The 22758-nt window shown below is 71.8% G+C and carries 18 protein-coding genes; 14 read left to right on the forward strand and 4 right to left on the reverse strand.

The features are described from left to right. Nucleotides 1-11: 11 nt before the first annotated feature. Nucleotides 12-4544 carry an ATP-dependent helicase gene (locus ACLQ2S_RS04670; RefSeq protein ID WP_425701280.1) on the reverse strand — a complete coding sequence of 1511 codons (4533 nt, stop codon included), beginning with the start codon at nucleotides 4542-4544 and terminating at the stop codon, nucleotides 12-14. A gap of 214 nt (nucleotides 4545-4758) precedes the next feature. Between ACLQ2S_RS04670 and ACLQ2S_RS04675 the strand changes: the two genes are divergently transcribed. The 10 genes from ACLQ2S_RS04675 (at nucleotide 4759) to ACLQ2S_RS04720 (ending at nucleotide 14841) form a co-directional block, all read left to right on the forward strand. Next, complete coding sequence (locus ACLQ2S_RS04675; protein ID WP_155215622.1) at nucleotides 4759-5148, forward strand: hypothetical protein; 390 nt, start codon at nucleotides 4759-4761, stop codon at nucleotides 5146-5148. A gap of 148 nt (nucleotides 5149-5296) precedes the next feature. After that, nucleotides 5297-8134 carry a Na+/H+ antiporter subunit A gene (locus ACLQ2S_RS04680; RefSeq protein ID WP_309222838.1) on the forward strand — a complete coding sequence of 946 codons (2838 nt, stop codon included), beginning with the start codon at nucleotides 5297-5299 and terminating at the stop codon, nucleotides 8132-8134. Continuing rightward, nucleotides 8116-8592: a Na(+)/H(+) antiporter subunit C gene (locus tag ACLQ2S_RS04685; protein WP_425701184.1), complete on the forward strand. Its 477-nt coding sequence runs from the start codon at nucleotides 8116-8118 to the stop codon at nucleotides 8590-8592. The genes ACLQ2S_RS04680 and ACLQ2S_RS04685 overlap by 19 nt, the downstream gene beginning before the upstream one ends. A gap of 31 nt (nucleotides 8593-8623) precedes the next feature. After that, nucleotides 8624-10129: a Na+/H+ antiporter subunit D gene (locus ACLQ2S_RS04690; protein ID WP_155215618.1), complete on the forward strand. Its 1506-nt coding sequence runs from the start codon at nucleotides 8624-8626 to the stop codon at nucleotides 10127-10129. Beyond that, nucleotides 10126-10713: a Na+/H+ antiporter subunit E gene (locus tag ACLQ2S_RS04695; RefSeq protein ID WP_155215616.1), complete on the forward strand. Its 588-nt coding sequence runs from the start codon at nucleotides 10126-10128 to the stop codon at nucleotides 10711-10713. Before ACLQ2S_RS04690 ends, ACLQ2S_RS04695 begins: the two co-directional genes overlap by 4 nt. Further along, on the forward strand, nucleotides 10710-10973 hold the full coding sequence (locus ACLQ2S_RS04700; protein WP_309222836.1) for a monovalent cation/H+ antiporter complex subunit F: 264 nt from the start codon (nucleotides 10710-10712) through the stop codon (nucleotides 10971-10973). The genes ACLQ2S_RS04695 and ACLQ2S_RS04700 overlap by 4 nt, the downstream gene beginning before the upstream one ends. Then, nucleotides 10970-11305, forward strand: a complete 336-nt coding sequence (gene mnhG, locus ACLQ2S_RS04705; RefSeq protein ID WP_309222835.1) for a monovalent cation/H(+) antiporter subunit G — start codon at nucleotides 10970-10972, stop codon at nucleotides 11303-11305. The genes ACLQ2S_RS04700 and mnhG overlap by 4 nt, the downstream gene beginning before the upstream one ends. A 161-nt stretch (nucleotides 11306-11466) precedes the next feature. Then, nucleotides 11467-12819 carry a hemolysin family protein gene (locus ACLQ2S_RS04710; RefSeq protein ID WP_309222834.1) on the forward strand — a complete coding sequence of 451 codons (1353 nt, stop codon included), beginning with the start codon at nucleotides 11467-11469 and terminating at the stop codon, nucleotides 12817-12819. Further along, the gene (locus ACLQ2S_RS04715) at nucleotides 12816-13883 is read left to right on the forward strand and encodes a hemolysin family protein (RefSeq protein WP_155215612.1); all 1068 of its coding nucleotides are present in this window, start codon (nucleotides 12816-12818) and stop codon (nucleotides 13881-13883) included. The genes ACLQ2S_RS04710 and ACLQ2S_RS04715 overlap by 4 nt, the downstream gene beginning before the upstream one ends. A 10-nt stretch (nucleotides 13884-13893) precedes the next feature. Further along, nucleotides 13894-14841, forward strand: coding sequence for a sporulation protein (locus ACLQ2S_RS04720; protein WP_425701185.1), 948 nt, complete (start codon nucleotides 13894-13896; stop codon nucleotides 14839-14841). A gap of 65 nt (nucleotides 14842-14906) precedes the next feature. Here the strand turns inward: ACLQ2S_RS04720 and leuE are convergent, their stop codons facing one another. Next, nucleotides 14907-15569: a leucine efflux protein LeuE gene (gene leuE, locus ACLQ2S_RS04725; RefSeq protein WP_155215610.1), complete on the reverse strand. Its 663-nt coding sequence runs from the start codon at nucleotides 15567-15569 to the stop codon at nucleotides 14907-14909. Next, nucleotides 15566-16810 carry a bifunctional pyridoxamine 5'-phosphate oxidase family protein/GNAT family N-acetyltransferase gene (locus tag ACLQ2S_RS04730; RefSeq protein ID WP_425701186.1) on the reverse strand — a complete coding sequence of 415 codons (1245 nt, stop codon included), beginning with the start codon at nucleotides 16808-16810 and terminating at the stop codon, nucleotides 15566-15568. Before ACLQ2S_RS04730 ends, leuE begins: the two co-directional genes overlap by 4 nt. Nucleotides 16811-16846: 36 nt before the next feature. On the opposite strand from ACLQ2S_RS04730, the gene ACLQ2S_RS04735 reads away from it, so the two are divergent. Continuing rightward, entirely contained in the window at nucleotides 16847-18187 is a 1341-nt protein-coding gene (locus ACLQ2S_RS04735) for an aminotransferase class I/II-fold pyridoxal phosphate-dependent enzyme (protein ID WP_425701187.1), read from the forward strand. 281 nt (nucleotides 18188-18468) lie between these two features. Here ACLQ2S_RS04735 and ACLQ2S_RS04740 read toward each other — a convergent pair whose 3' ends face one another. Continuing rightward, nucleotides 18469-18600 (reverse strand): hypothetical protein, encoded by a 132-nt coding sequence (locus ACLQ2S_RS04740; protein WP_255456596.1) that lies wholly within the window; start codon nucleotides 18598-18600, stop codon nucleotides 18469-18471. Nucleotides 18601-19438: 838 nt separating this feature from the next. Between ACLQ2S_RS04740 and ACLQ2S_RS04745 the strand changes: the two genes are divergently transcribed. The 3 genes from ACLQ2S_RS04745 (at nucleotide 19439) to ACLQ2S_RS04755 (ending at nucleotide 22756) form a co-directional block, all read left to right on the forward strand. Further along, nucleotides 19439-20140 (forward strand): UdgX family uracil-DNA binding protein, encoded by a 702-nt coding sequence (locus tag ACLQ2S_RS04745; RefSeq protein WP_155215604.1) that lies wholly within the window; start codon nucleotides 19439-19441, stop codon nucleotides 20138-20140. A 32-nt stretch (nucleotides 20141-20172) separates the two neighbouring features. Next, nucleotides 20173-21312, forward strand: a complete 1140-nt coding sequence (locus tag ACLQ2S_RS04750) for an acyl-CoA dehydrogenase family protein (RefSeq protein ID WP_425701188.1) — start codon at nucleotides 20173-20175, stop codon at nucleotides 21310-21312. Between the two features lie 67 nt (nucleotides 21313-21379). Beyond that, nucleotides 21380-22756 (forward strand): MFS transporter, encoded by a 1377-nt coding sequence (locus ACLQ2S_RS04755; protein ID WP_375335304.1) that lies wholly within the window; start codon nucleotides 21380-21382, stop codon nucleotides 22754-22756. Nucleotides 22757-22758: the final 2 nt, after the last annotated feature.

A 22758-nucleotide genomic window follows, 5' to 3' on the forward strand; every position in this document is an offset into this window, starting at 1 on the left:
GTGGCGAGGCGTCAGGCGCGAAGCCGGAGACCGCGCGGGGTGGTGCGGAAACCGGCGGCGGTCAGCGCGTCCCGCAGGGGCGACGAGCGTACGGACTCGCCGTCGGCGCGTTCCACCGAGATCGGGCCCAGCGCACCGGAGTGGACGGCGTCCGCCAGCGCCTTGCCGGCCGCGCCCAGGGCATCGGCGTCGTCGGTGAAGGAGAGCAGCGTCCGCCCACCCCGCTCCACGTAGAGCGCCAGCTCACCTTCGACCAGCACGACCAGCGCCCCGGCCTTGCGCCCCGCCCGGTGCCCGCTGCCCGGAGTCGGTGCCGCGTCGCCGGAATCGACGACGCGCTCCGGCCAGGGCAACGCCGCGCCGTACGGGTTGGCCGGATCGGTGGCGGCAAGCACCATCGAGGCCGTACCGGCTCGCCGACCACCGTCGAGCGGCTCGGCACCGGCGCGGATCCGGTCCACCGCGCCGGGCACCGCGAACTGCGCCGCGCCCAGCCCGTCGACGAAGTATCCCCGCCGGGCCGCGCCGCGTTCCTCCAGTGCGGACAGCACCGGGTAGACGGCGGCGAAGCCCCCCGCCACCTGCTCGGCCACGACCGCGCCCCGGGTCAGCACGCCGTGCCGCTCCAGCAGCACGTCGGCGAGCGCGGCGGCGCGCCGGGTCGGGTCGGTGTCCCGTGTCGGCAGCCGCGACCAGCGGCCGGCCACCGTCGGTGGCCCGCCGCGACTCGGCAGCGCCACCCGTCCCGGGCGTCGGTAGCGGCTCCGGGCGGCGGTCGGGCGGGTACGATGCGCGCCGCCGGCACCGAGCAGTGCCCGCAACGGAGCCAGGGTGTCGTTGGTGAGGTGCCCGGCCCAGACCAGATCCCAGACGACGGCGATCAACTCGGCGTCGTCGGTGGCGCCGACCCGGTCGGCCAGGGGCCGGAAGAACATCGCCTGCCCGTCGTCGAGCGCGTCCAACACCGCGTCGTGCAAGGGCGTACGCGCGAGAGCCTCGTCCGGCGGGGGAAGCAGCAGTGCGGCGGAGTCGGCGTACGCCAGGCTGATCCACCCGTCCCCGCCGGAGATCGAGCCCGCACCGGCCCACAGCACCTCACCGCCGGCGCACAGCTCGTCGAGCTGTACGGGGGAGTAGTCGGCGACCCGGGCGGGCAGCACCAGCCGTTCCAGCGCCGACGCCGGCACCGACGCGCCCTGCAACTGCTCGATCGTCGCCGCCACCGCCTCGACCCCACGAGCCGACGAGCCCACCTGCTGCCAGCGGGGCAGGAAGGTGGCCAGGGCGCGCGGCGACACCGGCTCGATCTCCCGCCGCAGCGCGGCGAGGGAACGGCGGCGCAACAGACGCAGCACCTCGGCGTCGCACCACTGGGTACCGGCGGTGGCCGGGGTGAACTCGCCGGAGACCACCCGGCCGGTGGCGGCCAGTCGGCGTAGCGTCTGCTCGACCACGAAGACCCCGAGCCCGAACCGGGCCGCGCAACCGGCGGCGGTGAACGGGGCGTGGGTGCGGGCGTACCGGGCCACCAGGTCGCCGAGTGGGTCGGCGACCGGTTCGAGGTACGCCTCGGCGACGCCGACCGGTAGGGCCACGCCGAGGGCGTCCCGGAGCCGACCGGCATCCTCGACGCCGACCCAGCGTTCCTGCCCGGCGATGCGTACCGACAGCACCCGCCGGGCGGCGGCCAGGTCGGTCAGCCATGCCTCGGGTGCCCCACGTTCGGCCAGTTCCGCCGTGCTCAGGTCACCGAGCTGCCGCAGCAGCTCGATCACGTCCTCGGCGTCGCGGGCACGCCGTTGCGGCGTGCGCCAGCGCAGTTGCCGCTCGGTCTCGGCGAGCACCGCCGGGTCGAGCAACTCACGCAGGTCGACCCGGCCGAGCAGCTCGCCGAGCAGGCCCGAATCCAGCGTGAGGGCCGCAGCCCGGCGTTCCGCCAACGGGGCGTCGCCCTCGTAGAGGAAGGCGCCGACGTAGCCGAAGAGCAACGAGCGGGCGAACGGGGACGGTCGGGTGCTCTCCACCTCGACCAGTCGCACCCGCCGACTGGCCAGGTCACGCATCACCTCGGTCAGGGCGGGCAGATCGAAGACGTCCTGTAGGCACTCCCGGGCCGCCTCCAGGGTGACCGGGAAGTCGGCGTACTCGCGGGCGACGTCGAGGAGTTGGGCGGCGCGTTGGCGTTGTTGCCAGAGCGGCTGGCGGCGGCGCGGATCCCGGCGGGGCAGCAGCAACGACCGGGCGGCGCACTCCCGGAAACGTGCGGCGAACAGCGCCGAGGTGCCGACCGACTCCTCGACCAGCTGGCCGATCTCCTCCGGGTCGAAGGTCACCACGTCGGCCCCGGGTGGGGTGTCGGCGGTGTCCGGCAGCCGGACCACGATCCCGTCGTCGGCGGGCATCACCTGCGCGTCGACCCCGTAGCGTTCGGTGAGTCGACGGCCGATGGCCAGCGCCCAGGGCGCGTTGACCCGGGCACCGAGGACGCTGTGCACGGCCAGTCGCCAGTCACCCAGCTCGTCGCGGAAGCGTTCGACGACCACCGTCCGGTCGTCCGGCAGGGCCCGGGTCGCCGCCCGTTGCTCGTGCAGGTAGGTCAGCAGGTTGCCGGCGGCCCAGTCGTCCAGCCCGGTGGCTCGCAGCACCGCCGTGGCCCGCTCGGTGTCCTGGCGGAGCAGGGCCCGCAACCGGGCCCCGATCGCCCGGCCCAGTTCGACCGGCCGCCCCGGCTGGTCGCCCTTCCAGAACGGCATCTTCGCCGCCTGACCGGGAGCCGGGGAGACCAGCACCCGGTCAGGCGTGATCTCCTCGATCCGCCAGGACGAGGAACCGAGCAGGAAGACGTCACCGACGCGGGACTCGTAGACCATCTCCTCGTCCAGTTCGCCGACCCGGGCGGCCCGTTCCGCGCCGGCCAGGAAGACACCGAACAGGCCCCGGTCGGGGATGGTGCCGCCACTGGTCACCGCGAGTCGTTGCGCGCCGGGACGGCCGGTCAGCACGTCGGTGGCGCGATCCCACACGAGCCGGGGGCGAAGCTCGGCGAAGGCGGTCGACGGGTAACGGCCGGAGAGCATGTCCAGTACGGCGTGCAGCGCGGAGTCGGGCAGCTCGGCGAAGGGGGCGGCCCGGCGGACGACGGTCGCCAGGTCGCCGACCCGCCACTCGTCCAGCGCGACCATCGCGACGATCTGCTGGGCGAGTACGTCCAGCGGGTTGCGGGGATGGTGCAACTCCTCGATGGCGGCCTCGCTCATCCGTTCGGCGACCACCGCGCAGGAGAGCAGGTCGCCCCGGTGCTTGGGCAGCACCACTCCCCGTGACACCGCGCCGACCTGGTGCCCGGCCCGACCGACCCGCTGGAGACCGGCGGCCACGCTGGGCGGCGCCTCGATCTGCACGACCAGGTCGACCGCGCCCATGTCGATGCCGAGTTCGAGACTGGAGGTGGCCACCACGGCTGGCAGCCGACCGGCCTTGAGCGCCTCCTCGATGTGTCGGCGTTCCTCCCGCGAGACGCTGCCGTGGTGTGCCCGGGCGATCACCGGTGGCGCGCCGGACACCGAACCGGCCTGCGCCATCACCTCCGCCGGCAGCCGGGCGGCCGGACCGGTCGCTGTCGTCGGAGCGGTCTCGTCGGCGGCGAGTTCGTTGAGCCGGGCGCAGAGGCGCTCGGCGCTGCGGCGGGAGTTGGTGAAGACGATCGTGGAGCGATGTGCCCTGATCAGGGCGAGGACCCGTTCCTCCACGGCAGGCCAGATGGAAGCCGTGCGGCCACCGGAGAGGTCGTCCTCCGGTGCCGTCTGCTCGTCGAGGCGGGTCATGTCCTCCACCGGCACCTGCACGCTGACCTCGATGGTCTTGGCGGTCGCCGGGGCCACCACCTCGACCGGACGGATGCCGCCGAGGAAGCGGGCGCACTCGTCCAGCGGGCGGACGGTGGCGGAGAGCCCGATGCGCTGTGCCGGGGCGGGCAGCAACTCGTCGAGTCGTTCCAGCGAGAGCGCCAGGTGGGCGCCGCGTTTGGTGCCGGCGACGGCGTGCACCTCGTCGACGATCACCGTCTCCACGCCGCGCAGGGAATCCCGTGCGGCCGAGGTGAGTAGCAGGAACAGCGATTCCGGTGTGGTGATCAGGATGTCCGGCGGCGTTCGGGCGAAGGCCCGCCGTTCGTCGGCGGGGGTGTCGCCGGTACGCATCCCGACGGTGATCTCCGGTGGGGGGAGGTCGAGTCGGGTGGCGGCCTGCCGGATGCCGGTGAGGGGGGCGCGGAGGTTGCGTTCGACGTCGACCGCGAGTGCCTTGAGCGGGCTGACGTAGAGCACCCGGCAGCGTCGGCGCGGGTCGGTCGGTACGGGATCGCGGGCCAGCCGGTCGAGCGACCACAGGAACGCGGCGAGGGTCTTACCGGAGCCGGTGGGCGCGACGACCAGGGCATGCCGACCTGCGGCGATCGCGTCCCAGGCACCGGCCTGTGCCGCCGTCGGCGCGGCGAACGCCGCACCGAACCACTCCCGGGTCGCCGGGCCGAACCGGGCGAGCATCTGCTCGCCGGAGGTCGTGCTGGATTTCGCCACGACCCCATCCTGCCTCTGGACACCGACATCCGTAGGCCGCGAGTAGGGGGATGTATGTCCGGTTAAGGTGTTTAGTGCGGCTTGCTCCTAGAATCCGTTAAGTCTTACTTAACTGCTTGCTTGTGGGGTACAACATAAAGTAACTTCACCCGCGGTTGTGGCGAGCGTTGGAGGGAGTCGGATGGCCGTCGAGGAGCGGAGTCCGGTGTCCGGCACTGACGTCCTCATCCGCAAGGTCGACAGCCACCTCACCGCCCTGCGGGCCGGGTTGCACGGCCCCGACCTCGAACTGGCCGAGCGGCTCGCCAGTTGCCTACGTGAACTCGTCGTCACCACCGCGCAGGCCAGCGCGGCCGATCGAGCCCAGGTGCGGGCCGCCGTCCACTACTTCGTGCTGCGTCGGGAGAGCCGTGGCCGACTGTTGTCCGTGCGCTCCCTCGCCGCGGCCCAGCGGCTGGTCAACCGGACCGCCGCCCAGCTGGGTCGGCCGGACCTGGTCGTCGAGGGGCGGCCGGTACGGTCGGGACGCGGCGGTGGGAACACCGCTACCGATCTCGCTGCGCACAGCTGATTCGGCTGTTACTCGCCTTTCGCTGCATTGACGGCAAAAGTGTACTGATCTCGCAAAACGCACCCATAGCGCGTTGCCCTGTCGTCTGATCGCTCTAGGCGCCTCAACCCCCGTGGGGCGTCTCGGGCCACCTCGACCGGGAGCGCGCGTGCTGGTACTGCTGATCCTGCACCTCGTCGCGGCCGTCGTGGCGCCGCTGCTGGTCCGGCGGTGGGGTCCGCGCGCCTGCTACCTGCTGGCGCTGGTGCCGGCGACCGCGTTCGGCTGGGCCCTGGCCCGCACACCCGACGTGGCCCACGGCGGCGCGGTGGTCGAGACGTACTCGTGGATCCCGGACCTGGGGTTGGACCTGGCCCTGCGGATGACCACCCTGTCCTGGCTGATGACCCTGCTGGTCGGCGGCGTGGGGGCGCTGGTGATCTGCTACAGCGGCCGGTACTTCCCACCCGAGGCGCTCGGCAACTCCCGGTTCGCGGGCGTGATGGTCGGCTTCGCCGGGGCGATGCTCGGGCTGGTCCTCGCCGACGACCTGCTGCTGCTCTACGTCTGCTGGGAACTCACCACGGTCTTCTCGTACCTGCTGATCGGCCACAGCACCGAGCGGCGGTCGAGCCGCTGGGCGGCGGCCCAGGCGCTGATCGTGACCACCTTCGGCGGCCTGGCCATGCTGATCGGGTTCATCATGCTCGGCCACCACGCCGGCACCTACCGCTGGTCGGAGGTGACACAGCAGCCGTTGCCCGGCGGGGCGTACCTGGTCGTCGCGGTGCTGTTGATCCTGCTCGGCGCGCTGTCCAAGTCGGCGGTGCTGCCGTTCGCCTCGTGGCTGCCGGTGGCGATGGCCGCACCGACACCGGTCAGCGCGTACCTGCACGCGGCGGCGATGGTGAAGGCCGGCATCTACCTGCTCGGTCTGCTCGCCCCGGCGCTCGCCGTGGTCGGCCCGTGGCGGCCGGTGGTGTTGGTCGCCGGCCTGGCCACCATGCTGGTCGGTGGGTGGGCGGCGCTGCGGCAGAACGACCTGAAGCTGCTGCTGGCCTACGGCACGGTCAGTCAACTCGGCCTGCTGACGGTGGTCGTCGGGATGGGCACCGCGGACGCCGCGCTCGCCGGTGTGGCGATGCTGCTGGCCCACGCGCTGTTCAAGGCGGCGCTGTTCCTCGTGGTGGGCGTGATCGACCACGGCGCCGGAACGCGGGACCTGCGCCAGCTGTCCGGGCTGCGGCGTACCGCACCGGTGCTGACCGGGGTGGCCGTGCTCGCCGCCGCCTCGATGGCCGGACTGCCACCCCTGTTCGGCTTCGTCGCCAAGGAGGCCGTGTTCGCCGCCTTCACCGACCAGCCTCTGGTGCTGGCGGTGCTCGTCGCCGGCACCGTGCTCACCGTCGCGTACAGCATCAGGTTCGTCTGGGGCGCGTTCGCGACGCGTCCCGGCATCGCCGACACCGACCTGGGCCGGATCGCGCCGTCGATGCTGCTCCCGCCGGCCCTGCTGGCGCTCGTCGGGCTCGCCGCGGGCCCGGCCGCGGGGGCGTTGGATCACCTGCTGCGCCCGTACCCGGAACTCTTCGGCACCGTCGGGGAACACCTGGCCCTGTGGCACGGCCCCACCCCGGCGCTCGGTCTGTCCGCGTTGGCCCTGGCGGGCGGTGCGGCGCTGTTCGCGGTGCGCGGTCCGCTGGCCCCGGTGCTGGCCAGTCTGCGGTCGCCGGTCACCGGACAACAGGGATACGAGTGGGTCAGCCACCGCTTCGACCGGCTGGCCGTGGACGTCACCAGCCTCACCCAGCGGGGATCGCTGCCGCAGTACCTCGGCCTCATCCTGATCGTCCTGGCCGCCGTGCCGGGCGGGTCGCTGTTCCTCGTCCGGCCCTGGGAACAGTCGCTGAACCTGTGGGCCACCCCCGCGCAGCCGGTGGTGCTGCTGGTGGTCTGCGTCGCCGCGCTGCTCGCCGTCAACGCCACCCGGCGACTGACCGCGATGCTGCTGGTCGGCGTCACCGGTTACGGCACCGCCATGATGTTCGTCCTCTACGGCGCGCCCGACCTGGCGCTGACCCAGGTCCTCGTGGAGACCATGACCATCGCGATCTTCGTGTTGGTGCTGCGTCGGCTACCCGAGCGCTTCTCGCAGCGACCGCTGCGGCGTAGTCGCTGGCTCCGGCGGTTCATCGGGGCGATCGTCGGGACGACCGTGGCCGCGTTGGCCGTCGGAGCCGCGGCGGCCCGGCAGGCGCGGTCCATCTCCGACGAGTTCCCCCGGCTCGCGGTGGAAGGGGGGCACGGCCGCAACGTGGTCAACGTGACCCTGGTGGACATCCGCGCCTGGGACACCCTGGGGGAGACGGCGGTGCTGGTGGCCGCCGCGACCGGAGTGGCGAGCCTGATCTTCCATCAGTCCCGTACCGGGCCCCGTCCCCGTCGACGCGAGATCGCTGAGGACGAGCCAGCGGCCGGCCGGGCGGTCTGGCTGCGCGGCGGGGTCACGTTGCACGAGCGGCAACGGTCGATCGTGCTGGAGGTGGTCACCCGGCTGATCTCCCACACCGCGGTCCTGTTCTCCCTCTACCTGCTCTTCTCCGGGCACAACGCGCCCGGCGGCGGCTTCGCCGGTGGCCTGGTGGCCAGCCTGGCGCTGACCATGCGGTACCTCGCCGGTGGCCGCTACGAACTGATCGAGGCCGCGCCGGTCGGTGCCGGCACGGTGCTCGGTGCCGGTCTGTTGCTCGTGGTCGGCAGCGGGGTGGTCTCCCTGATCATCGGCGGCACCCTGCTGGCGAGCACCACCATCGACCTGTGGTTGCCGTTGATCGGCCACTTCTATCTGGTCACCTCGCTCTTCTTCGACATCGGCGTGTACCTCGTGGTGATCGGTCTGGCGCTGGACGTGCTACGCAGCCTCGGCGCCGAGGTGGACCGGCACATCGAGAACGGCAGTGGGGCCGAGGGCGGGCTGGCCGGTGGGCGATGGGGGGCGCAGCGGTGAACTCGGGAGCGAACCTCTTCTCCTTCATCACGATCGGTGTGATCGTCGGCTGCGGCGTGACCCTGCTGCTGGAACGCAGCCTGAGCCGGGTCCTGCTCGGCGTGATCCTGATCGGCAACGGCGTCAACCTGCTGATCATCTTCGGCGGCCGGGCCGGCGAGCCGCCGGTGGTCGGGATCGCTGACGAGGCCGCCATGAGTGACGCGTTGCCCCAGGCCATGATCCTCACCGCCATCGTGATCACCTTCGGCTTCACCGCCTTCCTGCTGGCCATCAGCTACCGCAGCTGGTACCTCAGCGGCGACGACGAGGTCCCCGACGACATCGAGGACCAGGAGATCGTCCGAAGGGCTGCCCGTCGCGAGGTGTCCGCCGCGGACCTGGCCACCGAACCGGCCGCCGTCGCCCCCGAGCAGGTCGACGCGCCAGCCCCGCCCCGTCAGGAGGGCCGGGAATGAGTCCGCGCAGCGCACCGGCCCGGTGGTGGCGATGAGCACGCTCGTGCCGTTGCCGGTGGTGCTACCGCTGTTGGGCGCCGCGGTGACCCTGCTGCTGGGCAGCCGGTCGTCGATCCAGCGGACGGTCAGCGTGGGCTGCCTGGGCGCGAACCTGGCGGTGGCGGTGGTGCTGCTGGTCCAGGCGCACCGGGAGGGACCGCTGGTGATGCAGATCGGTGGCTGGCCGGCACCGGTGGGCATCGTGCTGGTCGCCGACCAACTCGCCGCGCTGATGTTGGTGGTCTCCTCGGCGGTGACCCTCTGCGTGCTGCTCTACTCGATCGGGCAGGGCCAGGCGGAGACCGGGGAGTCCTCCCCGGTGGCGATCTTCCACCCCACCTACCTGGTGCTGACCGCCGGTGTCTGCAACGCGTTCCTCGCCGGTGACCTGTTCAACCTCTTCGTCGGCTTCGAGATGCTGCTCGCCGCGAGCTTCGTACTGATCACACTCAACGGCACCCCGCTGCGCATCCGCACCGGTTCCACCTACGTCGTGGTGAACGTGCTGGCGTCGACGGTCTTCCTGATCTCGGTGGGCCTGGTCTACGCGGCCACCGGCACGCTCAACCTGGCCCAACTCGCGGCACGGCTGGACGCGTTGCCGGACGGCGTACGCCTGAGTCTCCAGCTGATGCTGCTGGTGGCCTTCGGCATCAAGGCGGCGGTCTTCCCGCTGTCGGCCTGGCTGCCGGACAGCTATCCGACGGCCCCCGCCCCGGTCACCGCGGTCTTCGCCGGCCTGCTCACCAAGGTCGGCGTGTACGCGATCATCCGAACCCAGACCCTCCTCTTCCCGGGGCAGCAGGCCGGTGAACTGCTGTTGATGGTGGCGGCCGGCCTGACCATGCTGGTCGGCATCCTCGGCGCGGTGGCCCAGTCGGACATCAAGCGGTTGCTGTCCTTCACGCTGGTCAGCCACATCGGCTACATGATCTTCGGAGTGGCCCTGAGCACGGTCGCCGGTCTGGTCGGCGCGATCTTCTACGTGGTCCACCACATCACCATCCAGACCACCCTGTTCCTGATCGCCGGACTGGTCGAGCAGCGGGCCGGCAGCACCGACCTGCGTCGCCTCGGCGGGCTCGCCCGGATGGCACCCATGGTGGGCGTGCTCTTCTTCGTCTCGGCGATGAACCTGGCGGGCATCCCGCCCTTCTCCGGCTTCCTGGGCAAGCTCGGACTGTTGCAGGCCGGGGTGGCCGTGGGCGGTCCCCTGGCCTGGACACTGGTGGTCGTCGGCACCGCGACCAGTCTGCTCACCCTCTACGTCGCGAGCCGGATGTGGAACATCGCCTTCTGGCGTTCCCCCTGTGAGTCGCACCCGGCGACGGCGCCGCTGCCGGCGCTGATGGTCGGTGCCACGGTCGCCCTGGTGGCGGTCGGGGTGGGGCTGACCGTGGTGGCGGGTCCGCTGTTCGACTACACCGGGCAGGCGGCGACGGACCTGATCGAGCGCACCCCGTACGTACGTGCCGTCCTGCCTGGCGGGGCGTCATGACCGCACCGGGCGTCGAGCCGCCGGGCCGACAGAGCCGCCTTGGCCGATGGCGGGACCAGATGATCGCCTACGGCTGGTTGGTGGTGGCCTGGAACCTGTTCTGGGGGGAGTTCACCTGGGGCAACCTGCTGGGTGGGCTGCTGATCGCCACCGTGGTGCTGGTGTTCTTCCCGCTGCCGCCGGTGACGTTCAACGGGCGGCTGCGGCCGTGGGGCGTGCTGGTGTTCGCCGGCCGATTCGTCGTCGAGCTGATCCGGGCCAGCGCCCACATCGCCCGGATCGCGGTGCAGCCCGGCTACACCCCCCGCTCGGCCATCATCGCGGTGCGGCTGCGCGTACCCACCGATCTCAACCTGGCCCTGACCGCCGAGGCGCTCTCCCTGGTGCCCGGCACGTTGATCGTGGAGGTGGACCGCGACGCCGGAATCCTCTACGTGCACGTGCTCGACGTACACGGCCCCCAGGCCCTCGCCGCCAGCCGTGACCACATCCGCACCCTGGAGCGGCGAATCGTCGCGGCGGTCGGCTCGAACGACGAGCTGGACCGGGTGCACACCGGAACAGCGGACAAGGAGTCACCGTGACCGTCTTCCTCGCCATCACCCTGACCAGCCTGCTGTCGCTGACCGCTCTGCTGGCCCTGGTCCGCCTCTACCGGGGCCCGTCGCTGCTGGACCGGGTCGTCGCCGCCGACATGCTGCTGGCCACCATGGTCAGTGCCGTCGGCGCGGAGGCAGCGGTCAACCGGCATGTCACCACCCTGCCGGTGTTGGTGGTGCTGTCCCTGCTCGGCTTCGTCGGGTCCGTGTCGCTGGCCCGTTTCGCCGTCCGGGACCAGCTGTGACACCGGGTACCGTCGCCGACTGGCTGGGCGCGGTCAGCCTGCTCACCGGCGCGTTGCTGAGCCTGGCCGCCGCCGTCGGGGTGCTGCGCTTTCCCGACACGTTGAGCCGGATGCACGCGGCCACCAAACCGCAGGTCCTCGGGGCGCTGCTGCTGTTGCTGGGCGTGGCCCTCCGGCTGCGCAGCCCCGTCGACCTCGGGATGGTGGCCCTCGTCGGCGTCTTCCAGCTGGCCACCGCGCCGGTCGCCGCTCAGATGATCGGTCGGGCTGCGTACCGCGCCGGGCAGGTCGACCGCAGGCTGCTCGACGCCGACGAACTCGCGGACCGCTGAGCGGCGGGACACCAAGAGTACGAGCTCACGCCCCGGTGGCGACCTGGACGCCGGTAGAATGGCCGCATGATCGACTCCTCTGCCCAGGAGGGCAGCAGTAGCCAGCCGGGTAAGCCCCGGCATCCCCACAGATCGACGACCCCGGGAGCCCTGAACCTCCCGTGTTGATCATCGTCGGTCTTCTTCTGATCATCGTCTTGACCGTGGCGACGGGGTACTTCGTCGCGCAGGAGTTCGGCTACGTCGCGGTCGACCGCGGCAAGCTGAAGCAGCGCGCCGACGAGGGTGACCAGGCGTCCGCCCGGGCGCTGGAGGTCACCGGACGGCTGTCGTTCATGCTCTCCGGCGCGCAGCTCGGCATCACCGTGACCGCCCTGCTGGTCGGTTACGCGGCCGAGCCGTACCTCGGCGCCGGCCTGGCCGAGCTGCTCGGCGTGGTAGGTGTCTCCACCGGTGTCAGCCTGCCGCTGTCGGTGGCGTTGGCGCTGGTCATCGCCACGGTGGTGCAGATGGTCGTGGGAGAGTTGGCCCCGAAGAACCTGGCCATCGCCCGTGCCGAACCGGTGGCTCGGGCGTTGGCCCGGTCCACCCTGGTCTACCTGGCCATCGCCGGTCCGCTGATCAAACTCTTCGACAAGGCGGCGGTGCGACTGCTGCGACGGGTCGGCATCGAGCCGATCGAGGAGCTGCCCAGCGGCGCCACCCCGGAGGATCTGGAACAGATCATCGCCGAGTCCCGGTTGGAGGGGCACCTCGACGCGGACATGTCGACACTGCTGGACCGGGGGCTCGACTTCCGGCAACTGACCGCAGGCGAGGTCATGGTGCCCCGGGTCGACGTGCACACCGTGCGGGCGCACGAGCCGGTCAGCCGGGTGGTCGAACTGCTCGACACCGGGCGCTCCCGCTTCCCGGTCCGGGGCACCGAGGGCGTCGACGACCTGGTCGGCGTGATCGGCATCGCCGACGTGCTCCAGGTGCCACCGGCCGAGCGGGCCACCACCCCGGTCAGCGCGGTGGCCGTACCCCCGCTGCTGGTGCCCGAGACGCTGCCGCTGCCCACGGTGCTGGACCGGCTCCGCTCGGGGCACCGGCAGCTCGCCTGCGTGGTCGACGAGTACGGCGGTTTCGCCGGGGTCATCACGCTGGAGGACATCGCCGAGGAGTTGGTCGGCCCGATCCGTGACGAGGACGACCCGCCGGAGCGGGCCCCAGCGCGGCAGGAGGACGGCTCGTGGGTGGTGCCGGCCCGCTGGCGCATCGACGAGGTGGCCGACAGCACCGGTATCGCCCTGCCCGAGAGGCCCGAGTACGACACCATCTCCGGTCTGGTCATGCGGGAGTTGGGCCGGGTGCCCGAGGTCGGTGACCGGCTGGAGATCAGCCTGCTGGCCGACGGGGACAACGGCGCGGTCCCGCCGCGTGCGCTGGTCGAGGTGCTCGCGGTGGACCGGCACGTGGCCGACTCGGTCCGCCTCCAGCTCGCCGAGGGGTCCGCGGAGGTGACGGCATGAGCACCGGGTTCGCGTTGCTCACGTCGGGAGTCCTGCTGGCACTCAACGGCTTCTTCGTCGCCGCCGAGTTCGCCCTGGTGGCGAGCAAGCGATACCGCCTGGAACAGGCGGCGGCCAGCGGCGGCCGGGCCGCCCGCGCGGCCCTCGACGGCGTACGCGAGCTGTCGCTGATGCTGGCCGGTGCGCAGCTCGGCATCACCCTGTGCACGCTGGGTCTCGGCGCCCTGGCCGAGCCGGCGATCGAACGGCTGGTCGGTCCGCTGCTGCACGCGGTCGGCCTGCCGTACGGCGCCAGCCACGTGATCGCGTTGATCTTCGCCCTGAGCCTGGTCACCTTCCTGCACCTGGTGGTCGGCGAGATGGCACCGAAGTCCTGGGCGATCACCCACCCGGAGCGGTCCGCGCTGCTGCTGGCGCTGCCGTTCCGGGCCTTCGCCCGGGTCGCCCGTCCGGTGCTGTCCCTGCTGAACGCGGTGGCCAACGCGCTGCTGCGGCTGGTGAAGGTCAACCCGCAGGACCAGCTGGCCCAGGTGCACGGCCCGGACGAGTTGCGGATGCTGCTGGAGCAGTCCCGGGAACACGGGCTGCTCGGGGCCGCCCAGCACGAACTGCTCACCAGCATGCTGGAGTTGCAGGGCACGACAGTCGCCCAGGTGATGGAACCGTTCGATCGGATCGTGACCGTCCGTCGAGACGATCCGGCGGGCCGCATCGAGCAGGTCAGCCGGGACAGTGGCCGGTCACGACTGGCGGTGCTGGACGCCGCCGGTGACGTCTGCGGCCTGGTGCACGTACGGGAGGCGGTGCGGGCGATGGCCGGGCGGCCTGATGCCACCGCGGCCGACCTGATGAACGACGCCATCACCATCCCCGACACCGCCACGGTGACCGAGGCGGTGGCCGTGATGCGGGCCCGCCAGTCGCAGCTCGCCCTGGTCCGCAACGGTGGCGGCCCGACCCGGCCGGTCGGCTTCGTCGCCCTTGAGGACCTGCTGGAGGAGGTCATCGGGGAGTTCGACGACGAGACCGACTCGATTCCGCGCGCGGTGCGCCGGCTCAGATAGGGGCACGCGGGTGCGGCTGACGGGGGTGTCACCGGGATCGGGCGGAACGGGCCTGACGGTGCAGACCGCGCTGGCCAACCCGAGCACCCGCCCGGGGCTGCGCCTGCCGGGGCGGGTGAACCTGATCGCGGGCTCCGTCGACGTGCCGGTCCTGCACGTCCGGCTCGGCCTGGTCAGCACGGTCGAGCCGGACGACCCGGAGGCGCCCCGTCGGCTGATGCAGTTCCACCAGGCGCAGGTGGCCGGCGCGTCGGTGCTGCGGGCGGGACGGGCCCGCTCGATCCCGTTCGAGTTCCCGGTGCCGTGGGAGACGCCGGTGACCACCATGGGCGGGGTGCCGCTGCTCAGTCTGCGGATGGGGCTGCGTACCGAGGTGGCGGTCGACGCCGCTCTGGACCAGGGCCCCCTGGTGCCGATCTTCGTCCATCCGCTGCCGACCCAGCAGCACGTACTGGCCGCCCTGGACACGCTCGGTTTCAGCATCCGCCAGTCCGGGCTGGTCGCCGGTCGGCTGCCCGGCGTGGAGCAGGCGCTTCCCCTGCACCAGCGGTGGGGCTTCTGGGTCGGGCCGCTCTACGCCGGGCCGATCACGGAACTGGAGGTGATCTTCGTGGCCAACTCCACCGGTCTGGAGGTGATCCTCTGGTGTGACCGGCGGCTGGCGCTGGCCGGGATCACCCACACCAGCATCAGCCGGTTCCGGATCTGGCACGTCGGTGCCGACCAGCGGGACTGGGTGAGCACCGTGGACGGGTGGCTGCGGGCGGCCATCAACCGGCACGCCGCCGCGGCGGCACACGCCGACTGGTCCGCCCCCATCTCCGAGTCGGCCCACGTCAGCCGCCCGCCCGACCACCCTGTCCCGCCGGGCTCCGACCTCGACACGTCCGGCGGGACCGGCAGCAGCGGTGGTGGCGCGGCCGGAGGCAGCGGTGGCGGCGGCTCCGACGGCACCTGACCCGCCCGGTGCGATGTTAGGAAGGGACCCTTGTACTACCCGAGGCGTTAACAGGGTGCCCTTCCTTACCCCTGGGCGAGCTTGAGACCGAAACCGAGGAAGAGGGCACCCACGGCACTCGTCGCACCGGCCGCCAGCCGACGCCGCCGGCTGAACTGAGCGGCCAGGAACGTGCCCGCGAAGATTAACGCGGTCAGGTAGAGCGCGCTGGACAGCTGGGCGATCAGGCCGAGCAGCAGGAACGACAGCGCGGGCCAGGGGTAGGTCGGGTCGACGAACTGGATGAAGAACGAGACGAAGAAGAGGATCGCCTTCGGGTTGAGCAGGCTGATCACCAGCGCCTTACGGAACGGGCTGCGTGTCGCCGCCGGCTCCGCGGCGTCGATCAGGCGCGGGCTGCTCGGGTCGTTGCGGTCGCGCCAGCGCCGCCAGGCTCCGCGCAGCATGGTCAACCCGACATAGCCCAGGTACGCGGCACCCGCGTACTTGATCACGAGGAAGACCGGTGGGTACGCCTTGAGCAGCGAGGCCACTCCGGCGGCGGAGAGGAACATGAGGATCGCGTCACCGACCCAGACGCCGCTGGCCGCCTGGTAGCCGACGCCGACCCCACGGCGTGCGGCGGTGGAGAGGACGAACAGCGAGTTGGGGCCGGGCAGCAGCACGATGGCCACGGTGCCCAGCACGTACGTCCAGATGTCGGTGATCCCCAGCACGCCCGACATCATCGGGTCGAGGAGGGTTGCGCGCGAAGCATTTCCCGCAGGCTGACCTGTGCTTTCGGCCACTCGTCGACGGTCATCGAATACTGCACGGTGTCCCGCCACGAGCCGTCCGGACGTTGCCGGTCCATCCGCAGCACGCCCTCCCGGTGTGCACCGAGCCGCTCCAGGGAACGCTGGGAACGCTCGTTGCGGATGTCGGTGTGCCAGACCATCCGCACCGCCTCCAGCTCGTCGAAGGCCCGACCGAGCAGCAACAGCTTCGCCTCGGTGTTGATCCCGGTACGCCACCACGGTCGGCCGAGTATGGTGTGCCCGATCGCCAGCGACCGCCGTTGCGGGTCGATCGCGTAGTAGGAGGTGGTGCCGACCACCGCGCCGGTGCCGGCGCACCGCAGCACCCAGGCCACCCGTTCCCCCCGGTGCTGCTGGTTCAGCGCGGCGAGGATCACCTCACGCAGTTGCTCCGGACCGGTCGGCAGGGACCGGCTCAGGTACTGCCAGACCTCGGCCTCGGCGGTGGCGGCGTACAGCTCGTCGGTGTGGGACAGGTCGAGCGGTTCCAGCAGCACGTGTTCGCCGCGCAGCGCCACCGGCTCGTGCCAGGGCGAGCGGGCCGGGCGCAGGTACGCGGGCAGCGGCGCGGTGACGCCGACGTCGGGCTCCGGCAGGCCGGCGGTCAGTCGCAGGGGCACCACCCCGGCCCAGTGCGGCAGGTCGAGGTCGGCGGGCTCGTCGCGTACCCCGCCGGTGCGGCTGCGCAGGGACACCTCCACCAGCGGCAGCGCCAGTACGGCGGTCTCGGCCAGCTCCCGGCGGCTCGGGGGACGGCTGTCCGCCGCCCGGCCGACACCGACCTTCTCCACCAGGGCGGTCAGCACGTCGGTCTTCTCGCCCGGGTCGGTGACCAGGTGCGCGGTGCCGTGCGCGATTACCGACCGGTAGTTGGCGCTGTGGTGGAACTGGGAGCGGCCGTAGACCAGCCCGTCGAGCAGGGTGACCGTGACGCAGACCGGCAGGCCGTCGGCGCGGGCGTCGAGCAGTGGTCGGCTGCCGGTGGAGCCGTGCAGGTAGAGCGTGTCGCCGATGCGTACGTGCAGCGTGGGCAGTACGCGGGGCTCACCGTCCACGGTGAACCCCAGCGTGCAGTGGTACGCCTCGTCGAGCACGGCGTGGGTGGCGGCCCGGTCGTAGCTCATCCGGTCCCGGGACCGACTGGCGGTGGTGCGGGTGGTCTGCGGGTACATGCGTGTCCACCTTTGTTCTAGTACAATCTCTTGTTTGTGTCAGCACGCTATCAGGTGGACGGCGCGACGGCCGTCGAGATTTCGGCCAGCATCGAAGCCGGCATCCGCGAAGCCGCCCTCGCCCCCGGCGACCCACTACCGTCGGTGCGCGCACTCGCCGCCGAGCTGGCCGTCAGCCCGGCCACCGTCGCCAGCGCCTACGCCGAGCTGCGTCGGCGCGGGCTCGTCGTCACCGCCGGTCGGCACGGCACCCGGGTACGCTCCCGCCCACCGGTCGCCGCCCGCCGGGCCGCGCTGCGCCCACCATCGGCACCCGGGCTGCGCGACCTGTCCCGGGGTGGACCGGACCGGCGACTGCTGCCGCCGCTGCGTCGACACCTGGCCGCTCTCGCCGACGCCTTCGGCGACCCGGTGGGCTATCCCGACCTCGGCGTACTCCCCGACATGGTCGAGGCGGCCAGCGCGCGACTCGCCGCCGACGGGGTGCCGGTCGCCGGGCTGACCCTCACCGGCGGCGCGCTCGACGGCATCGAGCGCCTGCTCGGGGCGCATCTGCGGCACGGCGACGCCGTCGCCGTGGAGGACCCGGGCTGGGCCGAGCTGCTCGACCTGCTCGCCGCTCTCGGGCTGCGGCCGATCGGGGTGCCGATCGACGACGAGGGGCCGATCGTCGCGGGAGTCGCCGCCGCACTGGCCGCCGGAGCGCGGGCGCTCATCGTCACCAGCCGGGCCCAGAACCCCACCGGCGCGGCGGTCTCCGCCGACCGGGCCGAGGCCCTGCGCGCCCTGCTCGCCGAACGAGCGGACCTGTTGCTGATCGAGGACGATCACGCCGCCGAGCTGGCCCGCGTACCGTTGCACCCGCTCGCCGGAGCGGCCACCCACTGGGCCTTCCTCCGCTCGGTGAGCAAGCCCTTCGGTCCCGACCTGCGCCTGGCCGCACTGGCCGGAGACGAGACCACGCTCGCCCGGGTGGCCGGCCGGGCCCGGGTCGGTGCCGGTTGGGTCTCCACCGTGCTGCAACGGCTCGTGCTGTCCCTCTGGCGCGACCCGGAGACGACCGCCCTGGTCACCCGGGCCGCGGAAAGCTACGAACGGCGACGCGGCGGCCTGGTCGCCGCCCTGGCCGACCGGGGGGTGCCCGCACACGGACGCACCGGCATCAACGTCTGGGTGCCGGTCGAGGACGAGACCAGCACGCTGACCGCCCTACGCGACGCCGGTTGGGCCGTCGCGCCCGGCATGCTCTACCGGATCGCCGGTCCGCCGGGGCTGCGCATCACCGTCAGCGACCTGCGCGAGGAGGAGATCCCGGCACTTGCCGAGGCGGTCGCGCGGGCGGCCCGCCCCACCCCAGCGCCCGGCTTCACCGCCTGACCGACACGGACCGTGCCCTGACCGACACGGACCGTGCCCTGACCGACACCGCTGTGCCCTGACCCGCACGGCGCTGGCATGGCGCGTGCGCGGCGCTGGTGCGGCCGTGCGCGGCTCCGGCGCGGCCGTGCGGGGCGTCGGAGCGAGATCTGGAACGCGAATCTTGGACAATTCCTGTTAGTCGCTAACGGAAACTGTCCAAGATCGGCGGGGCTGACGGAGCAGCGTGCGCTCAGCTGAGACGGGGAGCGCGAGCTGCGGGGCTGTGGGCGTACCTCTGACTAGAGCTTGCGGAGGCCCTGCTCACGGACGAACACCGCACGACGAGCGATCGCGTCGCCCCGGTCGTCGACCTGGTATCCCTCCAACCAGATCCAGCCGTCGTAGGTGGTCAGATCAAGCTTCTTGATCAACCGGAACCGGATGGGCCGGTAGAACTGCGGACTTGCCGCTCGGGTCAGCCACAGCAGATCTCCCGACCGAGGTACGCCAGGCGTTGATGACCGCTGCCGCGTCGGTGAGCTGGGGCAGGCCGAGTCCGGCCGACACCGTGAGCAGACCGTGACGTGGTGGGCGTCGATGACCGACCAGGCGAGCTGGACACGGAAGGGAACCTCAGGCCGGATTCGAGGCAGCGCCAGCGTGCCTCCTCTGCTCGCGGCGACAGAGGACAAAGCGCACCGCCGTCGTCATCCGTCGTCGGTTCCGACCGCCCCGGGTCGGCCCCTCGCGGGGCGGCGGCGCTTCGGGCTGCCCATCCTGCCGGCCGTACCCGGTCGCTGACTGCCGCACAACGTCCACCGGGTCGTGTTGTCTCTGGAACCACTTCATCCGTGCCTCCCGCTGGTGGTGTTGACGAGGCCAAACCTGCCCCGTCGGTCTACTCGCGTCAACGTCGGAATAAGTTGAAGTGATGCAATGATGCGACGCGGCCTATGTTCGGAGATGTGAAGCGGGTAGAGCTCGTGGGTGCGGCGGAGATCCGCGTGATGCTGGGGAACGTATCCCGCCAGCGTGTGAACGTCGTGATCAATTCGAAGGGCTTCCCGGACCCGTACCAGACCCTTGTGATGGGGAAGGTGTGGGACAAGCAGGACGTGGCGCGGTGGCTCGCCGAGAACCGTCCGAACCTGCTCGAAACGAAGCGTGAGGGTATTTCCACGCTGAGGGTGCTGTTCCTGCCGGGTGACTACCTCGTGCGGCAGCGCCCTACTCGGGCATCGTGCTTCCAACGGGTATATAACAGTCGCCATGGCCGAGACCGAGCCCGCACCGGGTGCCCAGCAGTTCATCCCGCCGCAGACCGACACCCTTGACGAACTGCGCGCCGCCGCCACCGGCTGCCAGGGTTGCGAGCTGTACCGGGACGCCACGCAGACCGTCTTCGGCCGGGGTGACGCCAGTGCCCGGGTGGTCTTCGTCGGGGAACAGCCCGGCGACATGGAGGACCAGAAGGGGTTGCCCTTCGTCGGTCCCGCCGGTCGGCTGCTGCGCAAGGCGGTCGACGACGCCGGACTGGACCCGGGACACATTTATCTCACGAACGCGGTGAAGCACTTCCGTCATTTTCTGCGCGGCAGGCGGCGCATCCACCAGACGCCGGACCAGGTGCACATCACCGCCTGCCGACCCTGGCTGGTCGCCGAGTTCGCCCAGCTGAACCCGGAGGTGATCGTGGTGCTCGGGGCGACCGCCGCGAAGGCGCTGCTCGGCCCGACGTTCCGGGTCACCCGCCAGCGCGGCGAACTGCTGCCCTGGCCCGCCGCCGCGCAACACCCGGAGGACTTCCGGCGGGTGCCGGTGGACAGCGCCGGGGAGACCACCGACGCACCACCGGCCCGACTGCTGGCCACCATCCACCCGTCCGCCGTGCTCCGCGCCGACAACCAGGACATCGCGTACGACGGACTGGTCGCCGACCTCACCGTCGCGGCCCGCGCCCTCGCCCGCTGACTCCTCCGCCCGGCGGTGCCACACTTACCGCCATGCAGCAGCACCTCTACGAGTCCGACCACGACGAGTTCCGCGACCTGTGCCGACGGTTCCTCGCCCAAGAGGCCGTGCCGCACCACGACCGCTGGGAGGCCGACGGCATCGTCGACCGTGAGGTGTGGCGTACCGCCGGTGCGGCCGGACTGCTCGGTATGGACGTCGACCCGGAGTACGGCGGTGGCGGGCAACGGGACTTCCGGTTCAACGCCGTCCTCGTCGAGGAGATCGTCAACGCGGGCTGCTCCGGGCTCGGCTTCGGTCTGCACAACGACGTCGTCGCGCCGTACCTCACCGAGTTGACCACCGAGGAGCAGCGCAAGCGCTGGCTGCCCGGGTTCTGCTCCGGAGACCTGGTCACCGCCATCGCGATGAGTGAGCCCGGCGCCGGCTCCGACCTGGCCGGCGTACGCACCACCGCCGTGCGCGACGGGGACAGCTTCGTGCTCAACGGGCAGAAGACGTTCATCACCAACGGTGAGCTGGCCGACCTGGTCATCGTGGTGGCCCGTACCGCCGACGAGGGCGCCCACGGGGTGAGCCTGATCGCGGTGGAGACCGGCACCGACGGCTTCACCCGGGGCCGCCGGCTGGCCAAGGTCGGGTTGAAGGCCAACGACACCGCCGAACTCTTCTTCGACGACTGCCGGGTGCCGGCCACCAACCTCATCGGCACCGAGAACCACGGCTTCTACCACCTGATGGCCAACCTGCCCCGGGAACGGCTCAGCATCGCGGTCGCCGCGGTCGCCGCCGCGGAACGGCTGCTCGCGCTCACCCTCGACTACGCGCGTACCCGGGAGGCGTTCGGCCGCCCGATCGGGAAGTTCCAGCACAACCGCTTCCTCCTCGCCGAGCTGGACACCGAGGTCACCATCGCGCGGACCTTCGTCAACCACTGCGTCGCCGAGTTCAACGCGGGACGGCTGTCGGTGACCGACGCGGCCAAGGCCAAGTGGTGGACCACCGAGTTGCAGAACCGGGTCGCCGACCGGTGCGTGCAGTTGCACGGCGGTTACGGCTTCATGCTGGAGTACCCGGTGGCGCGGGCCTGGCTGGACAGCCGGGTGCAGACCATCTACGGCGGCACCACGGAGATCATGAAGGAGATCATCGGTCGCGGACTGGGGCTGTGACGAAACCCGGCTGCCGATGGCCGGTCGGGTGCGAAAGGATGGTCACCCCTTACCGAGGAGCCTCCTGGTGACCACCGACCTGACCACACCGACGGCGGATGTCGCGCCGATCCAGCGGCGTGTCCTGCGGTTGCTGTTCAGCACCCAGATCGTCGGTGGCATCGGGTCGACCATCGGCATCGCCGTCGGTGCCCTGCTCGCCGCCGAGATCGCCGGCACCGCCGTGGCCGGTCTGGCGCAGAGCGCCGCCGTGGTCGGTGCCGCCCTGCTCGCCGTGCCGGTGACCCGGATCATCAACGGTAACGGCCGTCGGCCGGGTCTGGCGGTCGCGTACGCGGTCGGTGCGCTGGGTGGCGTGTTGGTCGTGCTCGCCACCCAGACCCGCTCGGTCCCGCTGCTCTTTCTCGGCATGTTCCTCTTCGGTGGCGGCTCGGCGGCCAACCTCCAGGCCCGTTACACCGCTGTCGACCTCGCCGAACCGGACCGCCGCGCGCGGCAGCTGTCGCTGATCGTCTGGGCCACCACGCTCGGTGCGGTGGCCGCCCCGAACTTCGCCGCCCTCGCCGACCGCACCGCCCGGGGCTGGGGCCTGCCGGCGCTGTCCGGCCCGTTCGCGTTCAGCGCCGTCGCGTTCGTGCTCGCCGCCGGCGTACTGCTGCTGTTGTTGCGGCCGGACCCGCTGCTCACCGCGCGCCGACTCGCGGCGGCCCGCGCCGGTGAGTCCGCGCCGGGACCGGTCACGCCCGATCCGGCACCGGCCGCGTCGGCGCTCGCCCCGGCCGGCACGGCGGCGGCCGAGCCGGTCGCGACGCCGACTCCGACGGCCCGGCGCGGCCGGGGCATGCGTGCCGCCTGGTCGGTGGTACGCGCCAGACCGCCCGCCCGGCTCGGCGTCGCCGCCGTGGCCGTGGGCCACCTGGTGATGGTGGCGGTGATGGCGATGACGCCGGTGCACCTGCGGGAGTACCACTCCGTCGACGAGGTGCTGCCGGTGGTCGGGCTGGTGCTGAGCCTGCACATCGCCGGCATGTACGCGTTGGCGCCGGTGGTGGGTTGGCTCGCCGACCGGTTCGGCCGCCGCCCGGTCATCCTCGGTGGGATCGGGACACTGCTGGCCGCCTGCGCGGTCGCCGGCACCGCCGGGCACCACACTGCCCGGCTCACCGTCGGGCTCATCCTGCTCGGGCTCGGCTGGTCGGCGACCATGGTGGCCGGTTCCACCCTGCTGTCGGAGTCGGTGCCGGACGAGGTGCGCCCCAGCGCGCAAGGGCTGTCCGACCTGCTCATGGGGTTGGCCGGGGCGCTGGCGGGGGCGCTGAGCGGGTTTGTCATGCAACTGGCGGGCTATCCGGTGCTGACCCTGCTCGCCGCGGTCGCGGTGGTGCCCCTGCTGGCGCTAGCGTTGCGTCCGGTGCCGGTGAGCGCACCGGACAGGGAGGACTGATC

This window comes from Micromonospora sp. DT48, assembly GCF_049844495.1.
In the GTDB taxonomy this organism is placed as follows: domain Bacteria; phylum Actinomycetota; class Actinomycetes; order Mycobacteriales; family Micromonosporaceae; genus Micromonospora.

Coding starts and splice junctions, on each gene's coding strand:
- ACLQ2S_RS04670 (WP_425701280.1), bottom strand. CDS start 4,544: ATGCTCGCCCGGTTCGGCCCGGCGACCCGGGAGTGGTTCGGTGCGGCG.
- ACLQ2S_RS04750 (WP_425701188.1), top strand. CDS start 20,173: ATGCAGCAGCACCTCTACGAGTCCGACCACGACGAGTTCCGCGACCTG.
- ACLQ2S_RS04695 (WP_155215616.1), top strand. CDS start 10,126: ATGACCGCACCGGGCGTCGAGCCGCCGGGCCGACAGAGCCGCCTTGGC.
- ACLQ2S_RS04690 (WP_155215618.1), top strand. CDS start 8,624: ATGAGCACGCTCGTGCCGTTGCCGGTGGTGCTACCGCTGTTGGGCGCC.
- ACLQ2S_RS04685 (WP_425701184.1), top strand. CDS start 8,116: ATGGGGGGCGCAGCGGTGAACTCGGGAGCGAACCTCTTCTCCTTCATC.
- ACLQ2S_RS04675 (WP_155215622.1), top strand. CDS start 4,759: ATGGCCGTCGAGGAGCGGAGTCCGGTGTCCGGCACTGACGTCCTCATC.
- leuE (WP_155215610.1), bottom strand. CDS start 15,569: ATGATGTCGGGCGTGCTGGGGATCACCGACATCTGGACGTACGTGCTG.
- ACLQ2S_RS04730 (WP_425701186.1), bottom strand. CDS start 16,810: ATGTACCCGCAGACCACCCGCACCACCGCCAGTCGGTCCCGGGACCGG.
- ACLQ2S_RS04745 (WP_155215604.1), top strand. CDS start 19,439: ATGGCCGAGACCGAGCCCGCACCGGGTGCCCAGCAGTTCATCCCGCCG.
- ACLQ2S_RS04715 (WP_155215612.1), top strand. CDS start 12,816: ATGAGCACCGGGTTCGCGTTGCTCACGTCGGGAGTCCTGCTGGCACTC.